The sequence below is a fragment of the Alteromonas sp. P256 genome (assembly GCF_036864455.1).
In the GTDB taxonomy this organism is placed as follows: Bacteria; Pseudomonadota; Gammaproteobacteria; order Enterobacterales; family Alteromonadaceae; genus Alteromonas.
This window is the reverse complement of sequence record NZ_JAZETM010000003.1, coordinates 484,666-504,449: the sequence shown is the minus strand read 5'-3', so window position 1 is coordinate 504,449 and position 19,784 is coordinate 484,666. Positions and strand designations below refer to the sequence as shown.

Below are 19,784 nucleotides of genomic sequence, written 5' to 3'. Positions count from 1 at the left end.
GCCAACAGAAATTATCCACTTTTGACGGCTACCTTTGAATCGCCGAATAAGGCTTTCCGGATCGTCTTCCTGATATGTCACTATGTCACTTGACTCGCCTAACTCAGTCAGTAACAGTTGAACTTGTTTTGCGTGATTTACCGACGCTGAGACAACCAATCCTCCAGCATCTGGGAAAATCTGACGCTCTCTGTTTAATTGAACTATTCCATGCTTTAATATTCGGCGAATTACCTCATTGTGAGAAATAATTTCAGAATACGATAACCCGCTTTTGAGAAGAAAGTCTGAGATCGATGTAAATGAACTCTTATCATCATTTTCAATAACGTTTATAAGCTCACTGTCGAAAAGAGTCATATGAGGTGTGCGACATACTCCATCTTCAATAGCTTGAGTTAGGTCATATCGATAATCTACTTGTAATCTACTGTCTTCACCTAAGTAGTTAGCCAAAGCGATTGGAATAGTGTCACTCCTCCAGGGAGTCCCAGTTAATGCCATCGTGTAGCGAGCTCTTCCTTGTATGTTTGTGAGGATTTGCTCTCCCCAGGCATTAGCATTTTGAGTTTCATCACCAGCACAATGATGACTCTCATCGAAGATAACAAATACGTTATAGGTATTAAACAACGTCCAAAACGTTGCATCCAAATGCCTCATACTCTGATAAGTTAGCGATGAACCGCTTGCACCGAGTCCACCACAGAAACGTTTCTTCGTTATAGCTTCGAGTTCTACTTTGAAGTCATTTGCAACTACGCTTGATGGCGAAAAACACAATACCAAATCGACCTTATCTGTCTTTAAAAGAATATCTGCAAGGGTAGACGCCATGACGGTTTTACCTGCCCCCGGAGTTGCTAAGCATAAAAAGTGAGAAAACGGTGTTTTAAATTTATGTAGGGCGGCTTTAATGGCTTCAATTTGCCAATTTCTCAAATTCATCATAAATATGCTTCATATTGAGCCAACAGACGCTCGAACCCTTTTACTTTACCTAGCATCACCTTCGCTTGCTCTCGCGTATGCTGGTAGTGAAGCTTTACGTCGTCTGCTAACTCGGGCATTTCAGTTACCCACTCAGAATAAGCTTCAGTTTCACCAATATTTGTCAGCATTTCAGTCTTGTATAACCTGATCTTTTCTTGCAGATTTTTAATGATATGCATATGACTTTTATTTTCTATATGAGAAACTTTTTGCAATCTATTTGTGTCTTCGCCGTGCCCTGGCCAACAAAAGACTATGGCATTTTGACTATTTGTACTCAGTTTCTTAATGACTCCCTCTCTCTCAAGAAGTTTAAGGTGGCGATAGACGAATTGAGTAGCGTTTTTCTTTTTGTCGAACATCTTTACGTGAACTTCTGAAAGGAGTCTCGTAACATCTGTAACTGTGAACTTTTCTAGTGAAAGTGAACGTATAAAATCATGTATATCAATATCATACTGCTTCTTTGGCATTGTAAAATGTCTCTTTAAGTGACTTCTGTCTCGAATTTCGCGACAGTCTACTTTGTCTCTATCATCGAGACAATGAAAACATCAGTTTATTCACCTCATTACGACAAACTTAGGCTGTGGTTAAAAACACATCGTGAGGAGCAATGTCTCTCTTTGCGAGAGGTCTCTGAAAAATGGGGGAAGCATCACTCAATCTTAGGCAAGATTGAACAAGCGAGACGAAAAATAGAGCTCGTAGAGTTCATTGAGTTGTGCCAGATACTCGAGTTGGATCCACGTGAGGGACTCACTATTTTGATGAAATCAATGGATGTATATCACAATACTTCTGGGCCATGAGTGATTGGTGCACTCTTGTAATTATAGGAAAGTTAGAAAGTCCCATACTAGGTTGCTATATGTGTTGCCGTTCAGGCTGTGTTTTGAGAAGCAATTGAAAATAAAGTTTCCTAGCAGATGCTGGCTCATTGCAAGTTTTATAACAGAAATAATTCCATGAAACGGTGCTACTCATAGCGGCCTACCAGGGTTGTATTGAAGGAATGATAACTTCAACTAGGTATAATCCCAACGCTACTAAATGTGTTGCTACAGGGACGCCGTATTCTAGGAGTATCAGCTCTCGGAAAGTACGATTTGAAGACTCAATAAGTGTCTCTCTGTCTGCCTTGTAATCTGCAAGCCAATTTGTAAGCTCGTTATTCGTGAACTCGTTTGAAGTTATCCCTTCACTGTTTTCGATCTTTCTAGCCAAGGTTTCGATTCCTCGTTCGTACTTATCGAAAATATCGAAACTACGTGCGATTTTGTACTTAGCGAAATCAGAATGAGCAAACTTGACGAAGTACACTAAGTAATACGTCGCAATGAGGACTAAGGGTGTGGTAGGGCTAGTTGATGTGCTTTCAAATTTTAGCCAACCAACCTGAGTTAATTGAACACCAGCGAATAACAAATAGGCCGTAATACTTGAAAATAGAAGGAGTTTTGCTCGATGTTTTCTTGTATTTTCCGAAATCGGCTCTTTGAAAATAGAACTAAGAACCCTGTTTAAATCTGACTTTCTTGTTTGCAGTCCTGTATCGACGACAACTGTTCCCATAATTAATCCTTATTTATGAGGTAATGATCTGAGACTTCGAGCCAGCTATCAGATATTTCCCCCAGAATATAACCTTTCCAAACCATCAGCATTAATTATCAAACAATTCTTGAAAGGGCTAGCCGAACTAAACTGCCAACGTGGAACATTTCAAGCCTTAGAAACTTAGAGGTCAGCTTGTGAATAATGGAAAAAATCTAGCGAAAGAAGTCTGAACTCAAAGTCTGTTGGAGCCAGTAGAAGCTTAACTTAGGCTGTGAACGTGAAGCAGCCGATGGCTGATTGCAAGTTTATCGGCGACTATTAGCGAGGACCCGCTGTTCTAATGATTGCCCACGAATGCGAATAAAAGCGCCACACCAAGCATTCAAGCTTCGCACTTTAAATGATGGTTTCCGTTATAATGCGAGTTTCTCAATTTTTTGCGAAGTATCGTGGTTGCGAGTCCGAGTTCCAGTTTTCCTAACTTTTACAAGCATGGAGCATTCTATCGACGATCCTTTTCTCACTTGTTATATACGTTAGCTCGTATTTATATATCACCGCATTGAAGTGTCGCAGATATTCACACCTGTATGAGTGTCTGGGCGGCATCCATTCGTCGGGACCTTTAGCGCCCTTTTGACGGTTCAATGAAGCTTGCACCAGTAATAGATTATCTGGGTCGTTGGCAAACTGTCTCTTAAGCTCCCGACTCCACTTATCGCCGCCATGACCATGCGCCCACTTGAGCGGCACTACATGATCTAGGTCCAAAGCCACTGAGTCTGCCACTATTTCACCGCTGTATGGATCATGCCAAGAGCCAGTGAGCACATTGCACTCGTCGTCAGTTTTAAAGCCAACACGAGCCTGCGAGGTTATCAGCAACAACTCATGCCGTGTATTTTGGCAGTCGCCATCATCATCTGACCAATGCGGCCAATCGCTTCTATCGTAAAGAGCAACAAAATCTCTGCCTTCTTCTAGAGCTTCGTTGACAGGGGCGTTCACCCGTCCTTTAGGCAGTCGACCACCTGAGTCCACGCAAGTGCTTATACTGTCATAAGCGGTGAAATTTTTAGTCCGTTCATATGAGGCACTGGTTTCATCATGACATATACCAGATGAAGACTTTTTTACCGTGACTGGGGCAACGTTGGTTCTGATTTGGGCTGATCTGACCCACAGCCTGTTTGTAACAATAGGGCGCTGGCAATTACTAACAGCTTATAAATATTCATAAAGTTTCAGATAAATGATGCATAGATTGAGCCTGCCACATTGTTTAGGTAGTGCCAACACTACACTATTCCGAGGTACAGTTATAAAAGGGGAGGCTCGCTGCTAACATAGCTCTAAAATCAGAGGGGCTGGTGATAAAATGAACATAGAGCAAGTAAGAGTCGACATCGCTGATGAACTGAGATCTGTTCATGACATCATCAGCACGATACTCGAGAGCTTCCCAGACGATGAGCCAGAGCATAAAGCTATCAAGTGTAATGACAATGCAATAGTGCTGCTTGAGTATGCCCGCGGTTGTGTTAACAGCTCATTCAAATGTCTGGATAAGCTGAGTAACCATAGATAAGTTTTTATTCAATTTCAGCTTTCGTAGTAATCAGCCTGAAAAATTTTTCAATCGAAACGAACAGTCGTAATTTGCATATTCCCGTTTGTCGATAACAATCATGGGGCAGCAATGTACGTGAAGCAGAAGTCTCACATTTTTCCGCCGAAAAAATAGATATTGGTTCTTCAATGAAAACTGGTGTTACTATTTGGTCTAAGTAAAAGATGTTATGTATCAAGGAAATATAAAGTGAGAATCATCAGAGTTAGTACACAAGAAAATACGATAAAGTTTGATTGCCCAATTTGTCAGGCCAAATCTCTGAGTGATATTTTGTATATGAGTATTCAGGGACATATATCTACTGGAACTTACATGCTTTTGTGTAGAGCGTGTGGAGAAGGGTCTGTTTGGAAACAGTTTGATAGAAAGGATAACTATAACTACAACCTTCGACTGGTTGACCCAATACTCCCTTCGACTCCACTAGCTTCGGACGACATGCCAGAAGATGTTTCCAGTGACTACGAAGAGGCGAGATTGGTCGCAGCATACTCCCCTAGATCTGCCGCTGCTCTTCTAAGACTCGCACTTCAAAAACTCTGTAAGTATCTCGGTGAGCCAGGAACTCACATTGATACAGACATTCGTTCCTTAGCAAAGCGCCCTGAATTTGGAGAGCGGCTTATCAAGGCGGCTGATACTTTGAGAATTGCTGGGAATAACGCTGTTCACCCCGGTGAAATGAACGAACAAGACATAGATAATATCTGCAATGGGCTATTTGGACTGTTAAATTTAATTGTGCATGCAGGTATAACCCAGCCGAAGGAATGGGATGCAATGTATCTAGGACTACCGGAGAAGCCAAGGCAAGCCGCTGAGAAGAAAGACGGTAGAACTTAAACATATAACAATTCAATTTACTCAGCGCCTTCGGCGCCGGTTATTGAAGCTTTGGAGTTGAGAGAGAATATGTCTGAGTTGATGTTAAATATTGTCTTATCTTTTTTATCCGCAATGGCTGGCGCTTATGGCGGCGCACTAGCGGCGACGTGGTGGCAAGAGAAGAAAGAAGAGAAAAGCCTTGTGAAGGCACGAGAAGCTACGATTATCAATGCTCTTATAATCTGTCGTCATTATGGTGAGGTGATTAGTAAAGTTGATAAAAAGATTGTTCCCGATGGGCGGGAGCTAGAGTGGTACGAAGTTAATTTGGTTGAGATATTTATGCCCCCTAATATTCAGCATAACCCATCAGAGCTGATCACCTATCTAGGTAAAAGTGAATATGACCTTGTCGCCAGTATTATTCATGCTGAATGGGTTGCAAAATCTGCTATCAATGTAATAGAGAAGCGTGACTTGGAGTATTCAGAACTGCAAAAGTATCTAATCTCCAAAGGTTCTTCGAGAAAGCTGAGTAAAGAACAAGCAACTAAAATAATTGGTGATGCATGGTCTGCTAAATTAGATTCTCTAACAAAGGAAATGCATACCGCAGTTCGAGCTGCAATCAAGCAAAATATGGACTGTTTTAACAGCTTGGTTAAACTCTTACCCAACGAGAAAAAATTGAAAGATGCTTTTGAAAGAATTGAGCCAACGATAACACTCTAACAAAGTTGTCAAACTGACAGTTTTTCTGTAGTTCTTTCTGTACTTGGTAGCGCAAGCGGACGCTTTCAAAACGGTGCTTGATAATGGCGTTGAACGTCCGTTCATTGTCTCAAGCCGAACTTCACGAATGTACGTAAAGTGGACAGTTGGACATATCAAGAGGAGCAAAATCCATTTTCAAATAGTCCGCTGCTTAGCTCGATTTTTTTAATCTTGTATTCGCTGTTTAAAACATTTGTTTGCTCCCATATTCAGGAAAACGACCCAATTGCGCGTTTTTGTCATATGCTCGTTTAGCTCAGCTTTCTTGCAGCCATTGCCACCTTTGACTTTTAGAAGCTGGTGCGTTCTGGCACTATGAAAAAAACGAGTAAATGCAAGATAGAAAAATGCGCAATTTGCTCTACATTAAATTGTCAAAGGGCAGGCAGCATGGAATGCATATTTAAGGTTAGAGAGCAACTTGAAAAGATATGGACATTATCAGAATCTTGCTCTGTTAGTAACACTAGACGAAACCGTTTAGTATCTTCAATGCTTTTCGTGTCACTTAATCACTGCGATGCAATTCAATTACTTTCGCAAAAGAAGAATTTTTCATCTTCTTATGCATTGTTACGCCCTCTGTTTGAAACAACCTTCAGAGCAATATGGTTGCATCGTTGCGCAACCGATGATCAAGTAGCTAAATGCATAGAAACGGATAAGTGGAAGAGTGCATGGGATTTGGTTCAGGAAATCGAGTCACACACTGGAAACCCTCCTATATTCTCAAAAATGTGGGATGAGCTACGATTTTTTATGCATAGCTTCACTCACGGGGGAATTCAGAATGCGGCCAGGCAAATTGGAGATAAAAATTATATTACCCCGAATTTAAGTGATGACGAGGTTTTTCAATTAATGCAAAAAGTAGGCTTGTTTTCCTTGACCATTCTAGGCGAACTTATTGACTTGGCAGAAAAGGAAGATATTGTTCCAATTTACAAAGAGCTTGGCCTTACCTTGCAATCGTGGGCCTTTAACAAGTCAAGCACAAAGGACGTGCTAACGCCCCCCTCTTCTTGAAGCGTTGACAGTTGGCTCATTTTCCATTTATGCACGTTAAGGCTTGCTGTAGTTAGACTGAGTACATTTAGCAGACATTCCATTTTCTTTCCCACGCAAACACAGAATATAGTTTTTAATGGGGAACGGGTGTTACTATGAAATCTCAGTAAAAAGCTCTAGCAAAGCGTTGAACCGGACAAGCCGATGAACACGGCGTTAGTGTTCACATGAAATAGAGAATCGAATGGAATATATAGTTGTATTAGTATCTTTTTTACTTGGAATCGCGGCAGGTTACTTTGCTGCTTATGGAAAAGAAAAAGGTAAAAATCGTGCCTTAAAAGAAGATATTGAAAACTTAGAGGAGCAAAAGCAGCAAGTTCAGGTCAAATACACGAAAGAAATCGAAGAACTAAAGAAAAATAATGTTCTAGATGTTGAATTAAGAAAGCACAAGTATGGTGAGAAGAAAAACCAATTCGCAAAGTTCTTTACCTTACTCGACAAATTTCACGCCAAAAGCAACGAGATTTTCATAGAGCGATTTGGCCCGATTCATTCGAAGTTTATGAAAAACTATTTGGTTGATGATGCATCAACACAAAATGAAGCTATTGCTGAGTTTAACCAAGGCATGATGGCTTTATTTGGTGAGCTACACCAAGAGCATTTAAAGCTCACAACGGAAACAAATAGCATTCGCCTGATTTCATCATCAGTTTTAGATGGTCTTCTGGATCAATTAACAGCTAATGTTGGCGAAGCAACAAATACAGCGCAAGAAATGTTGAGGATGATGGCAAGCCCTGAGTTCTGGGCTGATCAAACGATGTTATCACCACTTCAGGAAAAAGCCGAAGAACAAGGCCGAGAGATTATTTCAATTCGCGACAATATTCGTAAACAAATGAAGGTTGAATTAGACCTAATATAAAACACTAACAGAGCCATCAATTGACAGTTTTTCCGCTACGTCTTTTGTGCTTTAAAATAGTACAAATGCCCCCAATCCAAGACTGCAAATTATGGCAGCGTTACTTTTCGAAAGGTACTGATGGACACTGAAACTTTAGTAAAGCGAACATTGGAAGAGCACTTTAACCTCCAAGTCGAGAAAATCCCTGAGTCGGACAAGCGAACGCCGGACTTCTTTGTGTTCAACGGCATTAACGAATATTTGATAGAAGTCAAAGAGAAAGAGGCAAATCCAGAGCTTGGTGAAGCAAGAGAGGAAGCTTTTTCGAGAGGTGAAATTTTCGAAATTTCTGAAGCTCTCGCTACAAAAAGTGTACTTCAAAATGTAGTGCGAGACGGCCGCAGGCAAATCAAAGCACACGTTACTGACGATTTAACTTTCAGAGTAGTTTGGGTTCACTGTACAGGGTTAGCTTACGACGCCTTACTAGAGCAAATAATTACTGGGCTTTATGGTAGTGAAACGGTTGTAGACTTTAGCTCCGATGAGGCTTTTGCGGGAACTTGCTATTACTTCGGCTTTAGTCAGTTCTTTAAGTATCGGGATTCAATAGACGCTGTAATGGTCACTGGCCGTAAAGGTGAGGCTACTATCTGTGTAAACAACCATTCACCTCGGTATGAGTCTTTCAAAGCGTCTGTTTTAGTGCAATCTATGCCAGTAGGTGTCAGAGACCCTATATATGAAGAAAAGGAAGGTTGTGCTTTTATAGTCGAAGGCGAGGTTGATCGTAATAAACCAAATGAAGTATTGAGCTATCTCAAAGAAAAGTACAAAACAGATAAGCTCAACGTAATGAAAATGCGCCATATGGAGGTACATATGGCTGTCCCACATAGAGAAATGTAACAAGCGCAGGCACAGGTAAAAAATTTCCTCAGCGCTTCAATTTTGCCCGCGCTGCGGGTGTTGAAGGTCTGCTCTTTGTCTCAAGATGCCCCTCACGCTGTGGGACTGAAACGTACGTGAAGCAGACCTTGGCTCATTAAGATTTTAATGACACGAATGAGGTAATCAACGGTCATGCTACTAATAAAAATTGAATGGCTGCTTTAGCCGAATACCTATGACAAAGCTCCAACATAAAACTGATAATTCGAGACTAATTCTCCGTACTAGAAGAACACACTTCTGCAAAGCTATCTAATTGATGCAATACCCCGCACTCTTTAACCTTCTTATCATGATCGCAAGCAGAACGAATTGAAATCAGTGTTTCTTGCAGTACTTTTAATTCAGCTATCCGATGTTCGATATCGTCAACATGCTTATCTATTGTAGTATTAACGTTTTCGCAGCTATTCTCTGGGTTTGCTCGGGTTTCCAGTACTAATTTAATTTCCTCGATTGTCATATCTAATGCGCGACATTGCTTTATAAACAATAACTGCTTCAGTGCATCTTCAGAGTAGCTTCGATAATTCGATGCCGTTCGCTCAGGTGCAGCCAATAGTGATTTACGCTCATAAAAACGAATTGTCTGAATACTTAACCCTGTCTTAGCTGCCAGAAGCCCAATTTTCATTTTAACTTGCCTAAAGCTTGACTCTATACCAAGTATAGAGTTTACACTCGCGTTATAGGTGAGTAAAGCGAGTGTTTTTATGAGTGGTTGTGGGTGCGAAATTGAGATAAAAGACCAAGAACAAAAGGCAGTTCTCTACTGGCTATTGGGCATCAATGCTGTGATGTTTATCATTGAAATGAGTGTAGGGTTACTCGCTGACTCAACGGCACTTATTGCAGACTCCCTTGATATGTTGGCTGACGCAGTCGTTTACGGTGTTGGTATATATGCAGTAGGGAAAACAATTGTTCACAAAGCCAATGCTGCAAAGGTAAGTGGATATTTTCAATTGGCATTAGGCCTATTAATTTTGTTTGACATAGCTCGTCGCGCAACCTTTGGAAGTGGGCCTGAATCTATGCTTATGATGGGCATGGGCGGTGTTGCACTTATCGCTAACGTTATATGTTTGGCGATAATCAGAAAACAAAAAAATGGCGAGGTGCATATGCGAGCAAGTTGGATATTCTCGGCAAACGACTTCATTGCAAACATAGGAGTGATATTGGCGGGTGTGATGGTTTATCTATTCGATACTCGTTGGCCTGATTTGGTCATAGGTTTTATTGTGTCTATCGTTGTGTTACGAGGCGCAGTCTTAATTCTAAAAGACGCCAGACAGGAATTCCGTGAAAACAGCTCGACGAATGGAGAGATCGTATGAATTTCACTCAAGCAGCAAAACCTTACATACTTCAAAAACTGAGCGCCGCGCATCAATCCCTTTCGAACAATGACAATAAAGCAGGATTTAAGGCCTTAGAGGATGCTCATGTCATCGGTCAGCACTCAACATACCACCACACACGAGTGCATTATGAAATGCTTAAATTTGGAATAGAACGCCGCGACCTTAAAGAGATATTTGGACAAATTTTTAGAATGCTAGGTGCGCTGACTAAAACTCCAATTGGCTTATTGCCTGAGGGCAATACTGGTGGGGCAAACGTGAGTCCATTCAAGCCAATGTCTATTTCACCCGAAAACAAAGCCATATTGGAAAAAATTAGAAATGCACAGTCATAACCATTCACACTCGCAAGAGAATTCAACCGACGCGTCTAAACGTATTGGATGGGCGTTTTTCTTAAATGTGGTGTTCACTGTTATTGAATTCATTGGTGGATGGCTTACCAACAGCACCGCTATTATGGCTGACGCAGTGCACGATTTGGGTGATAGTCTTTCCATTGGTACAGCGTGGGGATTAAACAAGCTTAGCGATAAAGATTCTAATCAAACATTCTCATACGGCTACAAAAGATTTTCCTTACTCGGTGCATTGATTAACGGTATTGTGCTGACGGTAGGCTCCATTTGGATATTGCTTGAAGCGATACCTCGTTTGGCTGAGCCTGAAATGCCCCAAGTTGAAGGGATGGTTTTATTGTCTATCTTTGGGATGGCAGTAAACGGCTTTGCGGCTTATAAACTGAGTGAGGGAGACTCATTAAATGAGCGAGTCCTCAACTGGCATTTGCTGGAAGATGTGCTTGGTTGGGTAGCAGTTTTTATCGTGTCCATCGTCTTAATGTTTAAGCCTTGGCCTATTTTAGATCCAATCTTATCCATTGGCTTTACTTTGTTCATCCTTTTCAATGTGTTCCGCAATCTCAAAGAAACTCTAATGCTGTTTTTGCAAGCAACGCCCGATGAAGAACAGCTTTCAAAGATTCGAAGCGATTTACTGGCAAACGATAAGGTAAGTGATCTTCATCATTTTCATATTTGGTCTCTAGACGGTGAGCGTAACGTAATGACGGTCCATCTTGTTCTTGATGAAGATGTCAGTCTTGAGCACCTCAAATCACTCAAAGAAAACATACACAGTTCGTTAGAAAAGTATAAATTTGAACATACGACAGTTGAGCTGGAGTTTGCTAATGAACAATGTCGTGACGAAGTGAATTAGGCTTGGTAAACTTTCATACATGAAAAATCTAAAACGCATAAGTTACATCGTGATCTCGCTGATACTCTTTCAGTCGTTTTCTGCCGTGGCGAATTCGTTAGATTTTCATGCAATAGACATTCAGCACTTGCAACACGAGCATAAGCATTCTGAGCACGAGCAAGTGCAGTCTGAGCTGTCTGCCAATGAAACCAGTGATAAAGTAAGTACAGAGCACCACAATCCTGCTGATTGTCACCATTGCGGCCACTGCCATGGCACACATGCACAGTGGGTTAGTCAGAATCATATCAACAGTCTGAAAACAGTGGTTTCAATCCACAATTTCAATTATTTAGATGCGGTAATTGACGCACCTATTAACCGATTACTTCGCCCACCCAAAATTACGTCCTAGTACTTTTTTCGATAGTGCCGCGCTGATAACACTCGCGACGCTAAACTTTGATAAATTATTAGGATATTCCAATGAAAATGTTTCCTATTTTCGTGCATGCACCTGTCATTGTGTGTAGTTGCATAGTGGGCTTATTACTCAGTCCACCGACCGCACATGCGGCGAAAACCAACAGATTTGTAGACGAAAGTGTTCAAGCGCCCATACGAGAAACGCTGACTCTTGAAGACACTATTAGAATGACACTTGCCAACAATCCAAGTTTGTATGAATTTGAATTTAAACAACGTGTTATAGACGGAGAGTCAAAAACGGCAGCGCTTAAACCAGCACTGAATGCCGGGGTTGAATTAGAGAACTTTTTGGGAACCGGCGAGGTATCGGGTCTCAAAGAGCTTGAAATTACCTTGACACTATCATCAGTATTACAGCTCAATGATAAGCCAGCAGCAAGGTTGAATGTACTCTCTGAACGGAGAATACAGCAAGATGTTGAAAAGCGAATACTCACCTTAGATATCCTCGGTGAGCTTAATCGTCGTTACATCAAAGTACTCGTATTGCAGGCGAACTTAGACGTCATAAAAGATGCAGAGGCACTTGCACTTTATACATTGAATGCCGTAACGAAACGCGTTGAAGCAGGCGCGTCCCCCTTGTTAGAACAAAAACGTGCCCAAGCTGCGCTGGCCCAAGCAAAGCTCGATGTTAATCTAGCTCAACAGGACCTAACGTTTGCCTTGCGCAGTTTATCCATCATGTGGGGGGAGCAGACCCCGAGCTTTAAGCATGTGGAAGGCGATCTTTTTGCTTTTAACAAAGTTGCGTCGTTTGATGCGCTGGCAGTCGCAATCCAAAATAGCCCTCACATTGACCTATACGCTAAACAAAGCCGTGTGCAAGCGGCGCAGCTTCGTTTAGTGCAAGCGAATAACCGCGCTGATATTGAGTGGTCAGCGGGGCTTCGCAGAATGCAAGGTATTGATGAAACAGCACTGGTTGCCGGAGTAAGCGTTCCACTGTTTCAAAAAGAACGAAACCTTGGTGAATACGAAGCACATAAAGCACGTCTTGACGCAATAGAGCTGCAAAAACAAAGCAACCTTCGCAGTCTATTACATTCAATTAATCAAGCGTTAGGCGAACATACACGTGCATTGCTAGAGGTTGAAACGATTCAACTCAACGTAATCCCCCCCTTAAAAGAAGCATTAGATTTAGTTGAGAGCGCCTACTTAGAAGGCCGTTTTAGCTACTTGGAATGGGTAATTACTCGACAGGAACTTCTGGCAACCCAGCTGACATTAATAGAGTCGGCGTCTCAAGTGCATTTAAGCAAAACAGAAATTGAAACACTCACAGGCCTCGCGCTGACGACTGATCACAATGATGACTCAACGCACTCAAGTCACCAAAACAATTGGCAGCAGTCATCTAACATTTCGATAAGAAGTCATGATTATGAATAAATTCACACTACAAAAAGTACTTATTTCTATCTTCACCCTTAGCCTTTATAGCTTCACCGCAATCGCAGGTTATAAACAAAGTGATGCAAATTCCAACGATAGAGGCAATCACGCAGGTGAAGTCGTAAGGATGAGCAATGAAACAGCAATTCATAGCGGTATTTCTGCAACTCCCGTGCTCGCACGCGAAATTGCGGTAAAAGCTACACTTTACGGACGAATTAGTGCAGATCCCGCCTCATTAAGTCATATAAGAGCACGGTTTGACGGCGTTATTAAGGATGTAAAAGTTAATATTGGAGACCCCGTTAAGAAAGGCGATATTTTAGCAGTTGTGGAGTCCAATGAGAGTTTGAAAAGTTATTCCATCACGTCACCTTTTGATGGCAATGTGATTGCGCGACATGCGAATAATGGTGAGCTATCAAACGGGCAAGTACTCTTTTCGTTAGCTAACTATAAAAAAGTATGGGCACAACTAACCGTTTTTTCGCAAATGCTTAGCAACATAAAGGTTGGACAGTCAGTTGACCTAAGCCACGCAGGTTTCAACCAAACCTCCAAAATTGCTTACATTACGCCTTCCGCTGATGGCAATCCACACTCTCTTGCCAATGTAACTGTCGACAATAGTACTGGATATTGGCCACTCGGTACGCTGGTCAAAGCACAGGTTACGACATCAACTAAGTCAGTCAATCATGCTGTTCCTCTATCTGCTGTGCAAGAGTATGAAGCCAAGCAAGTTGTGTTTGTGGTTGAGGGTGATGAGTATGCGCCCAGAGCGGTAGAGCTTGGTGTCTCAGATGGTCACTATATCGAGGTTATCAGTGGCCTTGAAGCAGGCGAACGCGTCGTGGCTTCCAATAGCTACATAATTAAAGCAGATTTGGAAAAATCGGAGGCAGGCCATGATCATTAATGCCTCACTACAACTGATATTTCCCTGTCAAATGGCGTGTAGTTCTAAGGGAGGTTTAAGATGCTAGTTTCCATTATTCGTACTGCAATCGAAAAGCGCGGTATTTTTCTGATGCTTTCCTTTTTGGTGATTGGATTAGGCCTATTCAGTTATCAAAAGCTGCCTATTGATGCCGTACCCGATATCACCAACGTTCAGGTACAAATCAACACACAAGCAGAAGGTTATTCACCGCTTGAAACTGAACAACGTATCACCTTTTTGGTAGAAAACGCTTTGGCAGGATTACCAAACTTGGACTACACACGTTCACTATCGCGCTATGGCTTATCACAAGTGACGGCCGTTTTTGAAGAAGGCACGGATCTCTATTTTGCCAGAAACCTCATAAACGAACGGCTAGGCATTATCAAAAGCCAATTACCCGATGGTATTGAGCCTAAGATGGGGCCGATTGCCACAGGTTTGGGTGAAATTTACATGTACACGCTTAGCGCGAAGCCCGGCACAGTAACTGCCGATGGCAGAAAATTTGATGCAATGGCGCTTCGAGAGTTACACGATTGGGTGGTGAAACCTCAACTGGCCTTGGTTAAAGGGGTAACAGAGGTTAATGCAATTGGGGGGTTTACCAAACAGTATCATGTGAAGCCTAATCCTCAACTTATGCTTAATTACGGCGTTAGTACTGACGATTTATTGCGGGCATTAAATCGAAATAACGCTAATCAGGGCGCTGGGTACATTGAACGCAACGGCCAGCAGATACTAGTACGTTCACAAGCGAGACTTTCGAGCGTTGAGGACATCAGTAACGTGGTGGTAACGCTTACAAACCGATCTCCCGTTACGGTAAATGACATTGCAGAGGTCGCCATCGGTAAGGAGCTTAGAACGGGCGCTGCAACACGAGAAGGTCAAGAGACGGTGTTGGGCACAGCTATGATGCTAATAGGCGAAAATAGCCGAGCTGTTGCGCTAGACGTGGCTGATAAAGTGGATGAAATCCAAGCAAGCCTGCCAGAGGGCGTAATTATCCAAAGTGTATACGATCGCACTACGCTCGTGGATAAAGCCATCAATACAGTACAAAAAAACCTTGTTGAAGGCGCACTACTCGTTATTGTTGTCTTATTTTTATTGCTGGGCAATATACGGGCAGCAATTATCACCGCCGCTGTCATCCCACTTGCCATGCTTGCCACAATAATAGGCATGGTACAAACGGGCGTTAGCGCGAACCTAATGAGCTTAGGCGCGTTAGACTTTGGACTGATTGTCGATGGAGCGGTTATTATCGTCGAGAACTGTATTAGGCGATTAAGTGAATCGCAGCGGCGAACGGGTGCAATACTGCCTCTCAGAGAACGTCTTGAAGTCGTATTTGAGGCAACGAATGAGGTGGTACGCCCAAGTCTGTTTGGCGTGATGATAATCACGATTGTGTATATTCCTATTTTTAGCTTAACAGGTGTAGAAGGGAAGATGTTTCACCCAATGGCGGCTACCGTAATATTGGCATTGCTAGCGGCAATGGTATTTTCAATCACCATTGTGCCCGCAGCCGTTGCTATGTTTATGTCGGGCAAAGTCAGTGAAAAAGAGAGTCCAATAATCACTGGGGCTAAATCAGTTTACCGCCCTGTATTGGAGTGGGCATTAAAATTACGATGGTTGGTAGTAGGTGCAGCAACATTACTCGTAATTATCAGTGTTTGGTTTGGGATGCGCCTAGGTTCTGAATTTGTGCCGCAACTAGATGAGGGTGACATAGCCCTTCATGCAATGAGAGTGCCCGGCACAGGAATTGAACAAGCTGTCGATATGCAAAAACGGCTTGAACAGGTCATTATGCAATACCCACAGGTAAACACCGTATTTGCTAAAACGGGTACTGCTGAGGTGGCTACTGATGCTATGCCACCCAACGTCACTGACACTTTTGTAATGCTAAAACCAATTGATGAATGGCCAAACCCTGCATTATCGAAAGCGGAATTTGTCGAGCAATTGGAGAGGGATCTTCAAAATGTACCTGGCAATAACTATGAGTTTACGCAACCTATACAGATGCGCTTTAACGAATTAATTAGTGGCGTTAGGGCAGATTTAGGGATCAAGATATATGGTGATGATCTGGATAAGCTGCGGGATTCAGCTGGTGATGTTTTATCCGTATTACAAGATATTCCGGGCGCTGCTGATGCACGAGTAGAACAAGTAGATGAGATCCCCATCTTCACGGTGAACCCGAAGCCTTATGCGCTGGCGCGTTACAACTTAGACGTAACTGACTTGCAAACGTGGTTAAGTGCATCAGTTGGCGGCAAAGAAGCTGGTTTGGTATTTGAAGGCGACAGACGCTTTGAGATTGTTGTTCGTTATCCTGAAGAGATTCGCAGTGATTTAGAAGCGCTGAGAAATATCCAAATCATGACCAATGATGGTGAGTATGTGCCAATCGCCGAGGTGGCTGAGCTTGAATATACCAATATTCCCAGTCAGATAAGTCGAGAAAACGCAAAGCGCCGTATCGTCGTCACAGCAAATGTGAGAGATCGTGATTTAGGCTCTTTTGTCAATGATGCTAAAGAGCAGATCGCCGCCAATGTGGCACTGCCAAGTGGCTACTGGATAAGTTATGGTGGAACGTTTGAGCAATTGGAAAGTGCAAGTCAACGACTGAGCTTGGTTGTGCCCGCAACGCTTTTCCTGATCCTTGCATTACTTGTGATTGCATTTGGCTCAGTCAAAAACGCCTTGATAATTTTCACAGGCGTCCCTTTGGCATTAACCGGCGGCATCTTTGCTCTTTGGATCAGAGATATGCCTCTTTCAATATCGGCAGGGATTGGTTTTATCGCGCTCTCTGGTATTGCTGTATTGAATGGTCTGGTAATGCTGTCTTTTATCAGGCAGAGGATGGAAGAAACTGGCGAGTTGGTAAACTCGATTATTGATGGTGCAATGACTCGCTTGCGGCCAGTGCTGATGACAGCGTTAGTGGCGAGTCTTGGTTTCGTGCCCATGGCGCTTAACGTAGGTACTGGCGCAGAGGTGCAGCGACCTCTGGCAACGGTGGTCATTGGTGGGATCATATCCTCTACCTTGTTAACTCTGGTTGTACTACCTGTACTCTATAGACTCGTTCACTATAAGGTGAATTAACAGCACTGGGGCATTTGGGTTTATAAATCAATGCCCCGGATTTACTTACCCCCATGACGATCATTCGACTTCTTTTGACAAAATGGGGAGGTGGCTCGTAAATCGCTTTGTAATAAAAATTTGGAGTTGTAGGGTTGGTTATCAATTGTAATATTCAACATTCGGCTTTTGGAGGCGCATCCTGTGGACTATTGTGGTCTGAATAACTGCTTTATGCCACTGAAGAGTCAGTCAGAATAAAGCATGTTAACTTCCGCTTATGGTAAATATCGGAATCAAGAGCAGAGAGCCCTGAACGTCTGCTGTTTGTCTTTTGTTGCCAGCCAGCTTAACTCATGGGCCTTCAAAGTACCTCACGCGAACATCTAATTTACTTTCCCGAAAAACACGGGAATTGGTTTTTGAGTAAAAACGAGTGTTATTATGAAGTCTTAGTAATATGCAGTGAGGCACCCAACTCAAATTAGATCAAAGGACGGAATATGGCAAAGAATGATGCATTGTTACTTGATGGGATAATTGATGATCGAATTGAAAATAACACGCCGTCAAATAGACGAGACGAAGCATTTGAATATCTTGCGTTCGAGCAAATTCTTAAGAGCTATGATCTCTCTGGTGAAGAAATAACCTACGGTTCTATAGATGGTCGAAATGACGGCGGAATCGATGGCTTCTTTATTTTTGTTAATGGTCACCTACTCACGGATGTAGAATCATTTTTATGGCCTAAGTCAGGGGCATTGCTAGAGATATGGGTCATAACTTGTAAGCATCACGATACTTTTAAACAAGCCCCCTTAGATAATATGGTCGCAAGTTTGTCTGAGTTGTTCGACTTGAGCATAATCGCAGATCATTTTAAGGGGGATTATTCTGATGAAGTGATAAAGCTCAGGGAGAACTTAAAGTTCGCATATAGAAAACTCTCGCCCAGATTGAGTGGTTTCAACATTCAATACATTTATGCATCTAGAGGTGACACAGCGCTGATAGGTGAGTCTATCGCGTCTAGGTCAGATCAGCTCGTTAATATAACAAAAGACTTTTTTGGAATCTGTAAGGTTGGATTCCATTTTATTGGTTCCACTGAATTAGTAAATCTCCACCGAAAGACACCAAATTTTAGCCTAGAACTTCCATTTACCGAAGTGTTGTCTAGTGGTGAGCGATACGTACTACTAGCAAATCTAGCTGACTATTATGGTTTTGTGTCGGACGAGGGACGTTTAAGAAGGTATCTTTTTGACTCAAACGTTCGTGACTTCATGGGTCTAAACAGAGTTAATGAAGATATTAAGAATACACTTGAGGATGATGAGACTCCTGATTTCTGGTGCTTAAATAATGGAGTAACGATACTTGCAACCTCGGCTAGTCTCGTGGGTGATTGTATAAAATTAGAAAACATTCAGATAGTTAATGGATTGCAAACAACGGAATCAATTTTTAGATATTTTGAGGCCGGAGGGAAAGATAAGAAAAATAGATCTGTTCTAATTAAAGTGATTGTTTCTCAAAACAATGATGTAAGAGACTCGATAATCCGTGCCACAAACAACCAAACGGATGTTGAGATGGCTTCATTGCATGCAACAGATAAAATACAAAGAGATATAGAAGACATTTTCGAAAGATCAGATTATTTTTACGAAAGAAGAAAGAACTTCCATAATAATAATGGGAACCCTTCTGCAAAAGTTGTAACTCCTCTATATATTGCTTCAGGTTACGTAAGTCTTATCTTGAAGTCTCCCCAAAAAGCATCAAATCTGAGATCTCGTTTCATGCGCTCTGATGAGGCTTACAACACTGTCTTTTCAGAAAAAATACCTTTGTCAGTGTATCCGGTGATAGCCGCAGTACTTAAAAAAACAGATCTTGTGTTAGAAGGGATTCGCCCTAAGCGAGGTTCAGGGGGAGAGCGTTTTCTTAAGCGCTGGAGACAAATAATAAGCTTTATTACAGTATCAAGGCTTTTAGGTAGCTACGATTTTTCTGTGGTTGAGCTATCAAAATTGGATATCGCAGCGTATACATTTGATGAGGTGAAGACAACATGGGACTTTGTATGCCTGAGGCGCTCGGAAGATGTAAAATCTAAAAGCCTTAAGAATAAACGTTACTATGTTGAACTGTGCCAAGAAGCAGCTGAAGAGTTCTCAATTTCCTGTATTGCCCGTGTCGAGAAGGCTAATAATTTTAATGCTTCTGGCCCTGCAGCAGACCGATATACAACAGAAAAAATGATTGTTGATTTAGAGTTTGCTCGGAAAGTTGATAGCCTTCTGCCGCCTCAGCCATGGAAGCCAGGAGTTCATAGAAGAGTTACTCAAGAGCTAGGCTGCTCTAATAGAGAGTACTTTGAATCAGTGCAGATTCTTATTGATGAGGGCATAAGAAATAAGCAGGTTGACGGTGTCGTATATGATGATGAAGGTAATGTCATTGTTTTTGACCCAGAAAGAGTTGACCCAGACACTCTTGAGCTGCTGGACGGCTAAATACCACACAAACGCATTTTGTCGGACTGGTTTTCCGCTCCGCGACAAAGCAGCGGCAAATGCGGGAGTTACCGTC

19 protein-coding genes are annotated in these 19,784 nt (G+C 42.2%); 14 read left to right on the top strand and 5 right to left on the bottom strand.

Annotated features, from left to right (window positions below; genetic code table 11):
- The 4 genes from V7R39_RS07890 to V7R39_RS07875 all read right to left on the bottom strand — a co-directional run.
- On the bottom strand, positions 1–951 hold a 951-nt coding region (locus V7R39_RS07890), incomplete at its 3' end, for a DEAD/DEAH box helicase (protein WP_334029853.1).
- Positions 948–1,466 (bottom strand): hypothetical protein, encoded by a 519-nt coding sequence (locus V7R39_RS07885; RefSeq protein ID WP_334029851.1) that lies wholly within the window; start codon positions 1,464–1,466, stop codon positions 948–950. The genes V7R39_RS07890 and V7R39_RS07885, both read right to left, overlap by 4 nt.
- 520 nt (positions 1,467–1,986) lie before the next feature.
- Complete coding sequence (locus V7R39_RS07880; RefSeq protein ID WP_334029850.1) at positions 1,987–2,568, bottom strand: hypothetical protein; 582 nt, start codon at positions 2,566–2,568, stop codon at positions 1,987–1,989.
- A gap of 462 nt (positions 2,569–3,030) precedes the next feature.
- Complete coding sequence (locus tag V7R39_RS07875; RefSeq protein ID WP_334029848.1) at positions 3,031–3,594, bottom strand: HNH endonuclease family protein; 564 nt, start codon at positions 3,592–3,594, stop codon at positions 3,031–3,033.
- Between the two features lie 337 nt (positions 3,595–3,931).
- On the opposite strand from V7R39_RS07875, the gene V7R39_RS07870 reads away from it, so the two are divergent.
- From V7R39_RS07870 to V7R39_RS07845, 6 genes are all read left to right on the top strand, one after another.
- Positions 3,932–4,141, top strand: a complete 210-nt coding sequence (locus V7R39_RS07870) for a hypothetical protein (RefSeq protein WP_334029846.1) — start codon at positions 3,932–3,934, stop codon at positions 4,139–4,141.
- A gap of 357 nt (positions 4,142–4,498) precedes the next feature.
- A complete protein-coding gene (locus V7R39_RS07865; RefSeq protein WP_334029844.1) occupies positions 4,499–5,029 on the top strand; it encodes a DUF4145 domain-containing protein in 531 nt (176 codons plus the stop codon).
- A gap of 69 nt (positions 5,030–5,098) precedes the next feature.
- Complete coding sequence (locus tag V7R39_RS07860) at positions 5,099–5,743, top strand: hypothetical protein (protein WP_334029843.1); 645 nt, start codon at positions 5,099–5,101, stop codon at positions 5,741–5,743.
- Between the two features lie 432 nt (positions 5,744–6,175).
- Positions 6,176–6,811: a DUF6988 family protein gene (locus tag V7R39_RS07855; protein WP_334029842.1), complete on the top strand. Its 636-nt coding sequence runs from the start codon at positions 6,176–6,178 to the stop codon at positions 6,809–6,811.
- Positions 6,812–7,037: 226 nt separating this feature from the next.
- Positions 7,038–7,727, top strand: a complete 690-nt coding sequence (locus tag V7R39_RS07850) for a LapA family protein (RefSeq protein ID WP_334029841.1) — start codon at positions 7,038–7,040, stop codon at positions 7,725–7,727.
- 120 nt (positions 7,728–7,847) lie between these two features.
- Positions 7,848–8,618 carry a hypothetical protein gene (locus V7R39_RS07845; RefSeq protein WP_334029839.1) on the top strand — a complete coding sequence of 257 codons (771 nt, stop codon included), beginning with the start codon at positions 7,848–7,850 and terminating at the stop codon, positions 8,616–8,618.
- Positions 8,619–8,871: 253 nt separating this feature from the next.
- On the opposite strand, the gene cadR is transcribed toward V7R39_RS07845, so the two are convergent.
- On the bottom strand, positions 8,872–9,294 hold the full coding sequence (gene cadR, locus V7R39_RS07840; RefSeq protein WP_334029838.1) for a Cd(II)/Pb(II)-responsive transcriptional regulator: 423 nt from the start codon (positions 9,292–9,294) through the stop codon (positions 8,872–8,874).
- A gap of 79 nt (positions 9,295–9,373) precedes the next feature.
- Here cadR and V7R39_RS07835 point away from each other — a divergent pair, with 79 nt between their 5' ends.
- The 8 genes from V7R39_RS07835 (at position 9,374) to V7R39_RS07800 (ending at position 19,708) form a co-directional block, all read left to right on the top strand.
- Positions 9,374–10,000 carry a cation transporter gene (locus V7R39_RS07835; RefSeq protein WP_334029837.1) on the top strand — a complete coding sequence of 209 codons (627 nt, stop codon included), beginning with the start codon at positions 9,374–9,376 and terminating at the stop codon, positions 9,998–10,000.
- The gene (locus V7R39_RS07830) at positions 9,997–10,362 is read left to right on the top strand and encodes a DUF3703 domain-containing protein (protein ID WP_265609021.1); all 366 of its coding nucleotides are present in this window, start codon (positions 9,997–9,999) and stop codon (positions 10,360–10,362) included. The genes V7R39_RS07835 and V7R39_RS07830 overlap by 4 nt, the downstream gene beginning before the upstream one ends.
- A complete protein-coding gene (locus tag V7R39_RS07825) occupies positions 10,349–11,248 on the top strand; it encodes a cation diffusion facilitator family transporter (RefSeq protein WP_334029836.1) in 900 nt (299 codons plus the stop codon). Before V7R39_RS07830 ends, V7R39_RS07825 begins: the two co-directional genes overlap by 14 nt.
- A 19-nt stretch (positions 11,249–11,267) precedes the next feature.
- Positions 11,268–11,645 carry a hypothetical protein gene (locus V7R39_RS07820; protein WP_334029835.1) on the top strand — a complete coding sequence of 126 codons (378 nt, stop codon included), beginning with the start codon at positions 11,268–11,270 and terminating at the stop codon, positions 11,643–11,645.
- Between the two features lie 71 nt (positions 11,646–11,716).
- Complete coding sequence (locus V7R39_RS07815) at positions 11,717–13,114, top strand: TolC family protein (protein ID WP_334029834.1); 1,398 nt, start codon at positions 11,717–11,719, stop codon at positions 13,112–13,114.
- Entirely contained in the window at positions 13,107–14,036 is a 930-nt protein-coding gene (locus tag V7R39_RS07810) for an efflux RND transporter periplasmic adaptor subunit (protein WP_334029833.1), read from the top strand. Before V7R39_RS07815 ends, V7R39_RS07810 begins: the two co-directional genes overlap by 8 nt.
- 60 nt (positions 14,037–14,096) lie before the next feature.
- The gene (locus V7R39_RS07805; protein ID WP_334029832.1) at positions 14,097–17,204 is read left to right on the top strand and encodes an efflux RND transporter permease subunit; all 3,108 of its coding nucleotides are present in this window, start codon (positions 14,097–14,099) and stop codon (positions 17,202–17,204) included.
- A 482-nt stretch (positions 17,205–17,686) separates the two neighbouring features.
- Positions 17,687–19,708, top strand: coding sequence for an AIPR family protein (locus V7R39_RS07800; protein WP_334029831.1), 2,022 nt, complete (start codon positions 17,687–17,689; stop codon positions 19,706–19,708).
- Positions 19,709–19,784: the final 76 nt, after the last annotated feature.

Bases quoted from the DNA above. Each gene is read 5' to 3' on its own strand.
- V7R39_RS07885 (WP_334029851.1), bottom strand. From the start codon at position 1,466: ATGCCAAAGAAGCAGTATGATATTGATATACATGATTTTATACGTTCA.
- V7R39_RS07880 (WP_334029850.1), bottom strand. From the start codon at position 2,568: ATGGGAACAGTTGTCGTCGATACAGGACTGCAAACAAGAAAGTCAGAT.
- V7R39_RS07870 (WP_334029846.1), top strand. From the start codon at position 3,932: ATGAACATAGAGCAAGTAAGAGTCGACATCGCTGATGAACTGAGATCT.
- V7R39_RS07865 (WP_334029844.1), top strand. From the start codon at position 4,499: ATGCTTTTGTGTAGAGCGTGTGGAGAAGGGTCTGTTTGGAAACAGTTT.
- V7R39_RS07860 (WP_334029843.1), top strand. From the start codon at position 5,099: ATGTCTGAGTTGATGTTAAATATTGTCTTATCTTTTTTATCCGCAATG.
- V7R39_RS07855 (WP_334029842.1), top strand. From the start codon at position 6,176: ATGGAATGCATATTTAAGGTTAGAGAGCAACTTGAAAAGATATGGACA.
- V7R39_RS07850 (WP_334029841.1), top strand. From the start codon at position 7,038: ATGGAATATATAGTTGTATTAGTATCTTTTTTACTTGGAATCGCGGCA.
- V7R39_RS07845 (WP_334029839.1), top strand. From the start codon at position 7,848: ATGGACACTGAAACTTTAGTAAAGCGAACATTGGAAGAGCACTTTAAC.
- cadR (WP_334029838.1), bottom strand. From the start codon at position 9,294: ATGAAAATTGGGCTTCTGGCAGCTAAGACAGGGTTAAGTATTCAGACA.
- V7R39_RS07835 (WP_334029837.1), top strand. From the start codon at position 9,374: ATGAGTGGTTGTGGGTGCGAAATTGAGATAAAAGACCAAGAACAAAAG.
- V7R39_RS07830 (WP_265609021.1), top strand. From the start codon at position 9,997: ATGAATTTCACTCAAGCAGCAAAACCTTACATACTTCAAAAACTGAGC.
- V7R39_RS07825 (WP_334029836.1), top strand. From the start codon at position 10,349: ATGCACAGTCATAACCATTCACACTCGCAAGAGAATTCAACCGACGCG.
- V7R39_RS07820 (WP_334029835.1), top strand. From the start codon at position 11,268: ATGAAAAATCTAAAACGCATAAGTTACATCGTGATCTCGCTGATACTC.
- V7R39_RS07815 (WP_334029834.1), top strand. From the start codon at position 11,717: ATGAAAATGTTTCCTATTTTCGTGCATGCACCTGTCATTGTGTGTAGT.
- V7R39_RS07810 (WP_334029833.1), top strand. From the start codon at position 13,107: ATGAATAAATTCACACTACAAAAAGTACTTATTTCTATCTTCACCCTT.
- V7R39_RS07805 (WP_334029832.1), top strand. From the start codon at position 14,097: ATGCTAGTTTCCATTATTCGTACTGCAATCGAAAAGCGCGGTATTTTT.
- V7R39_RS07800 (WP_334029831.1), top strand. From the start codon at position 17,687: ATGGCAAAGAATGATGCATTGTTACTTGATGGGATAATTGATGATCGA.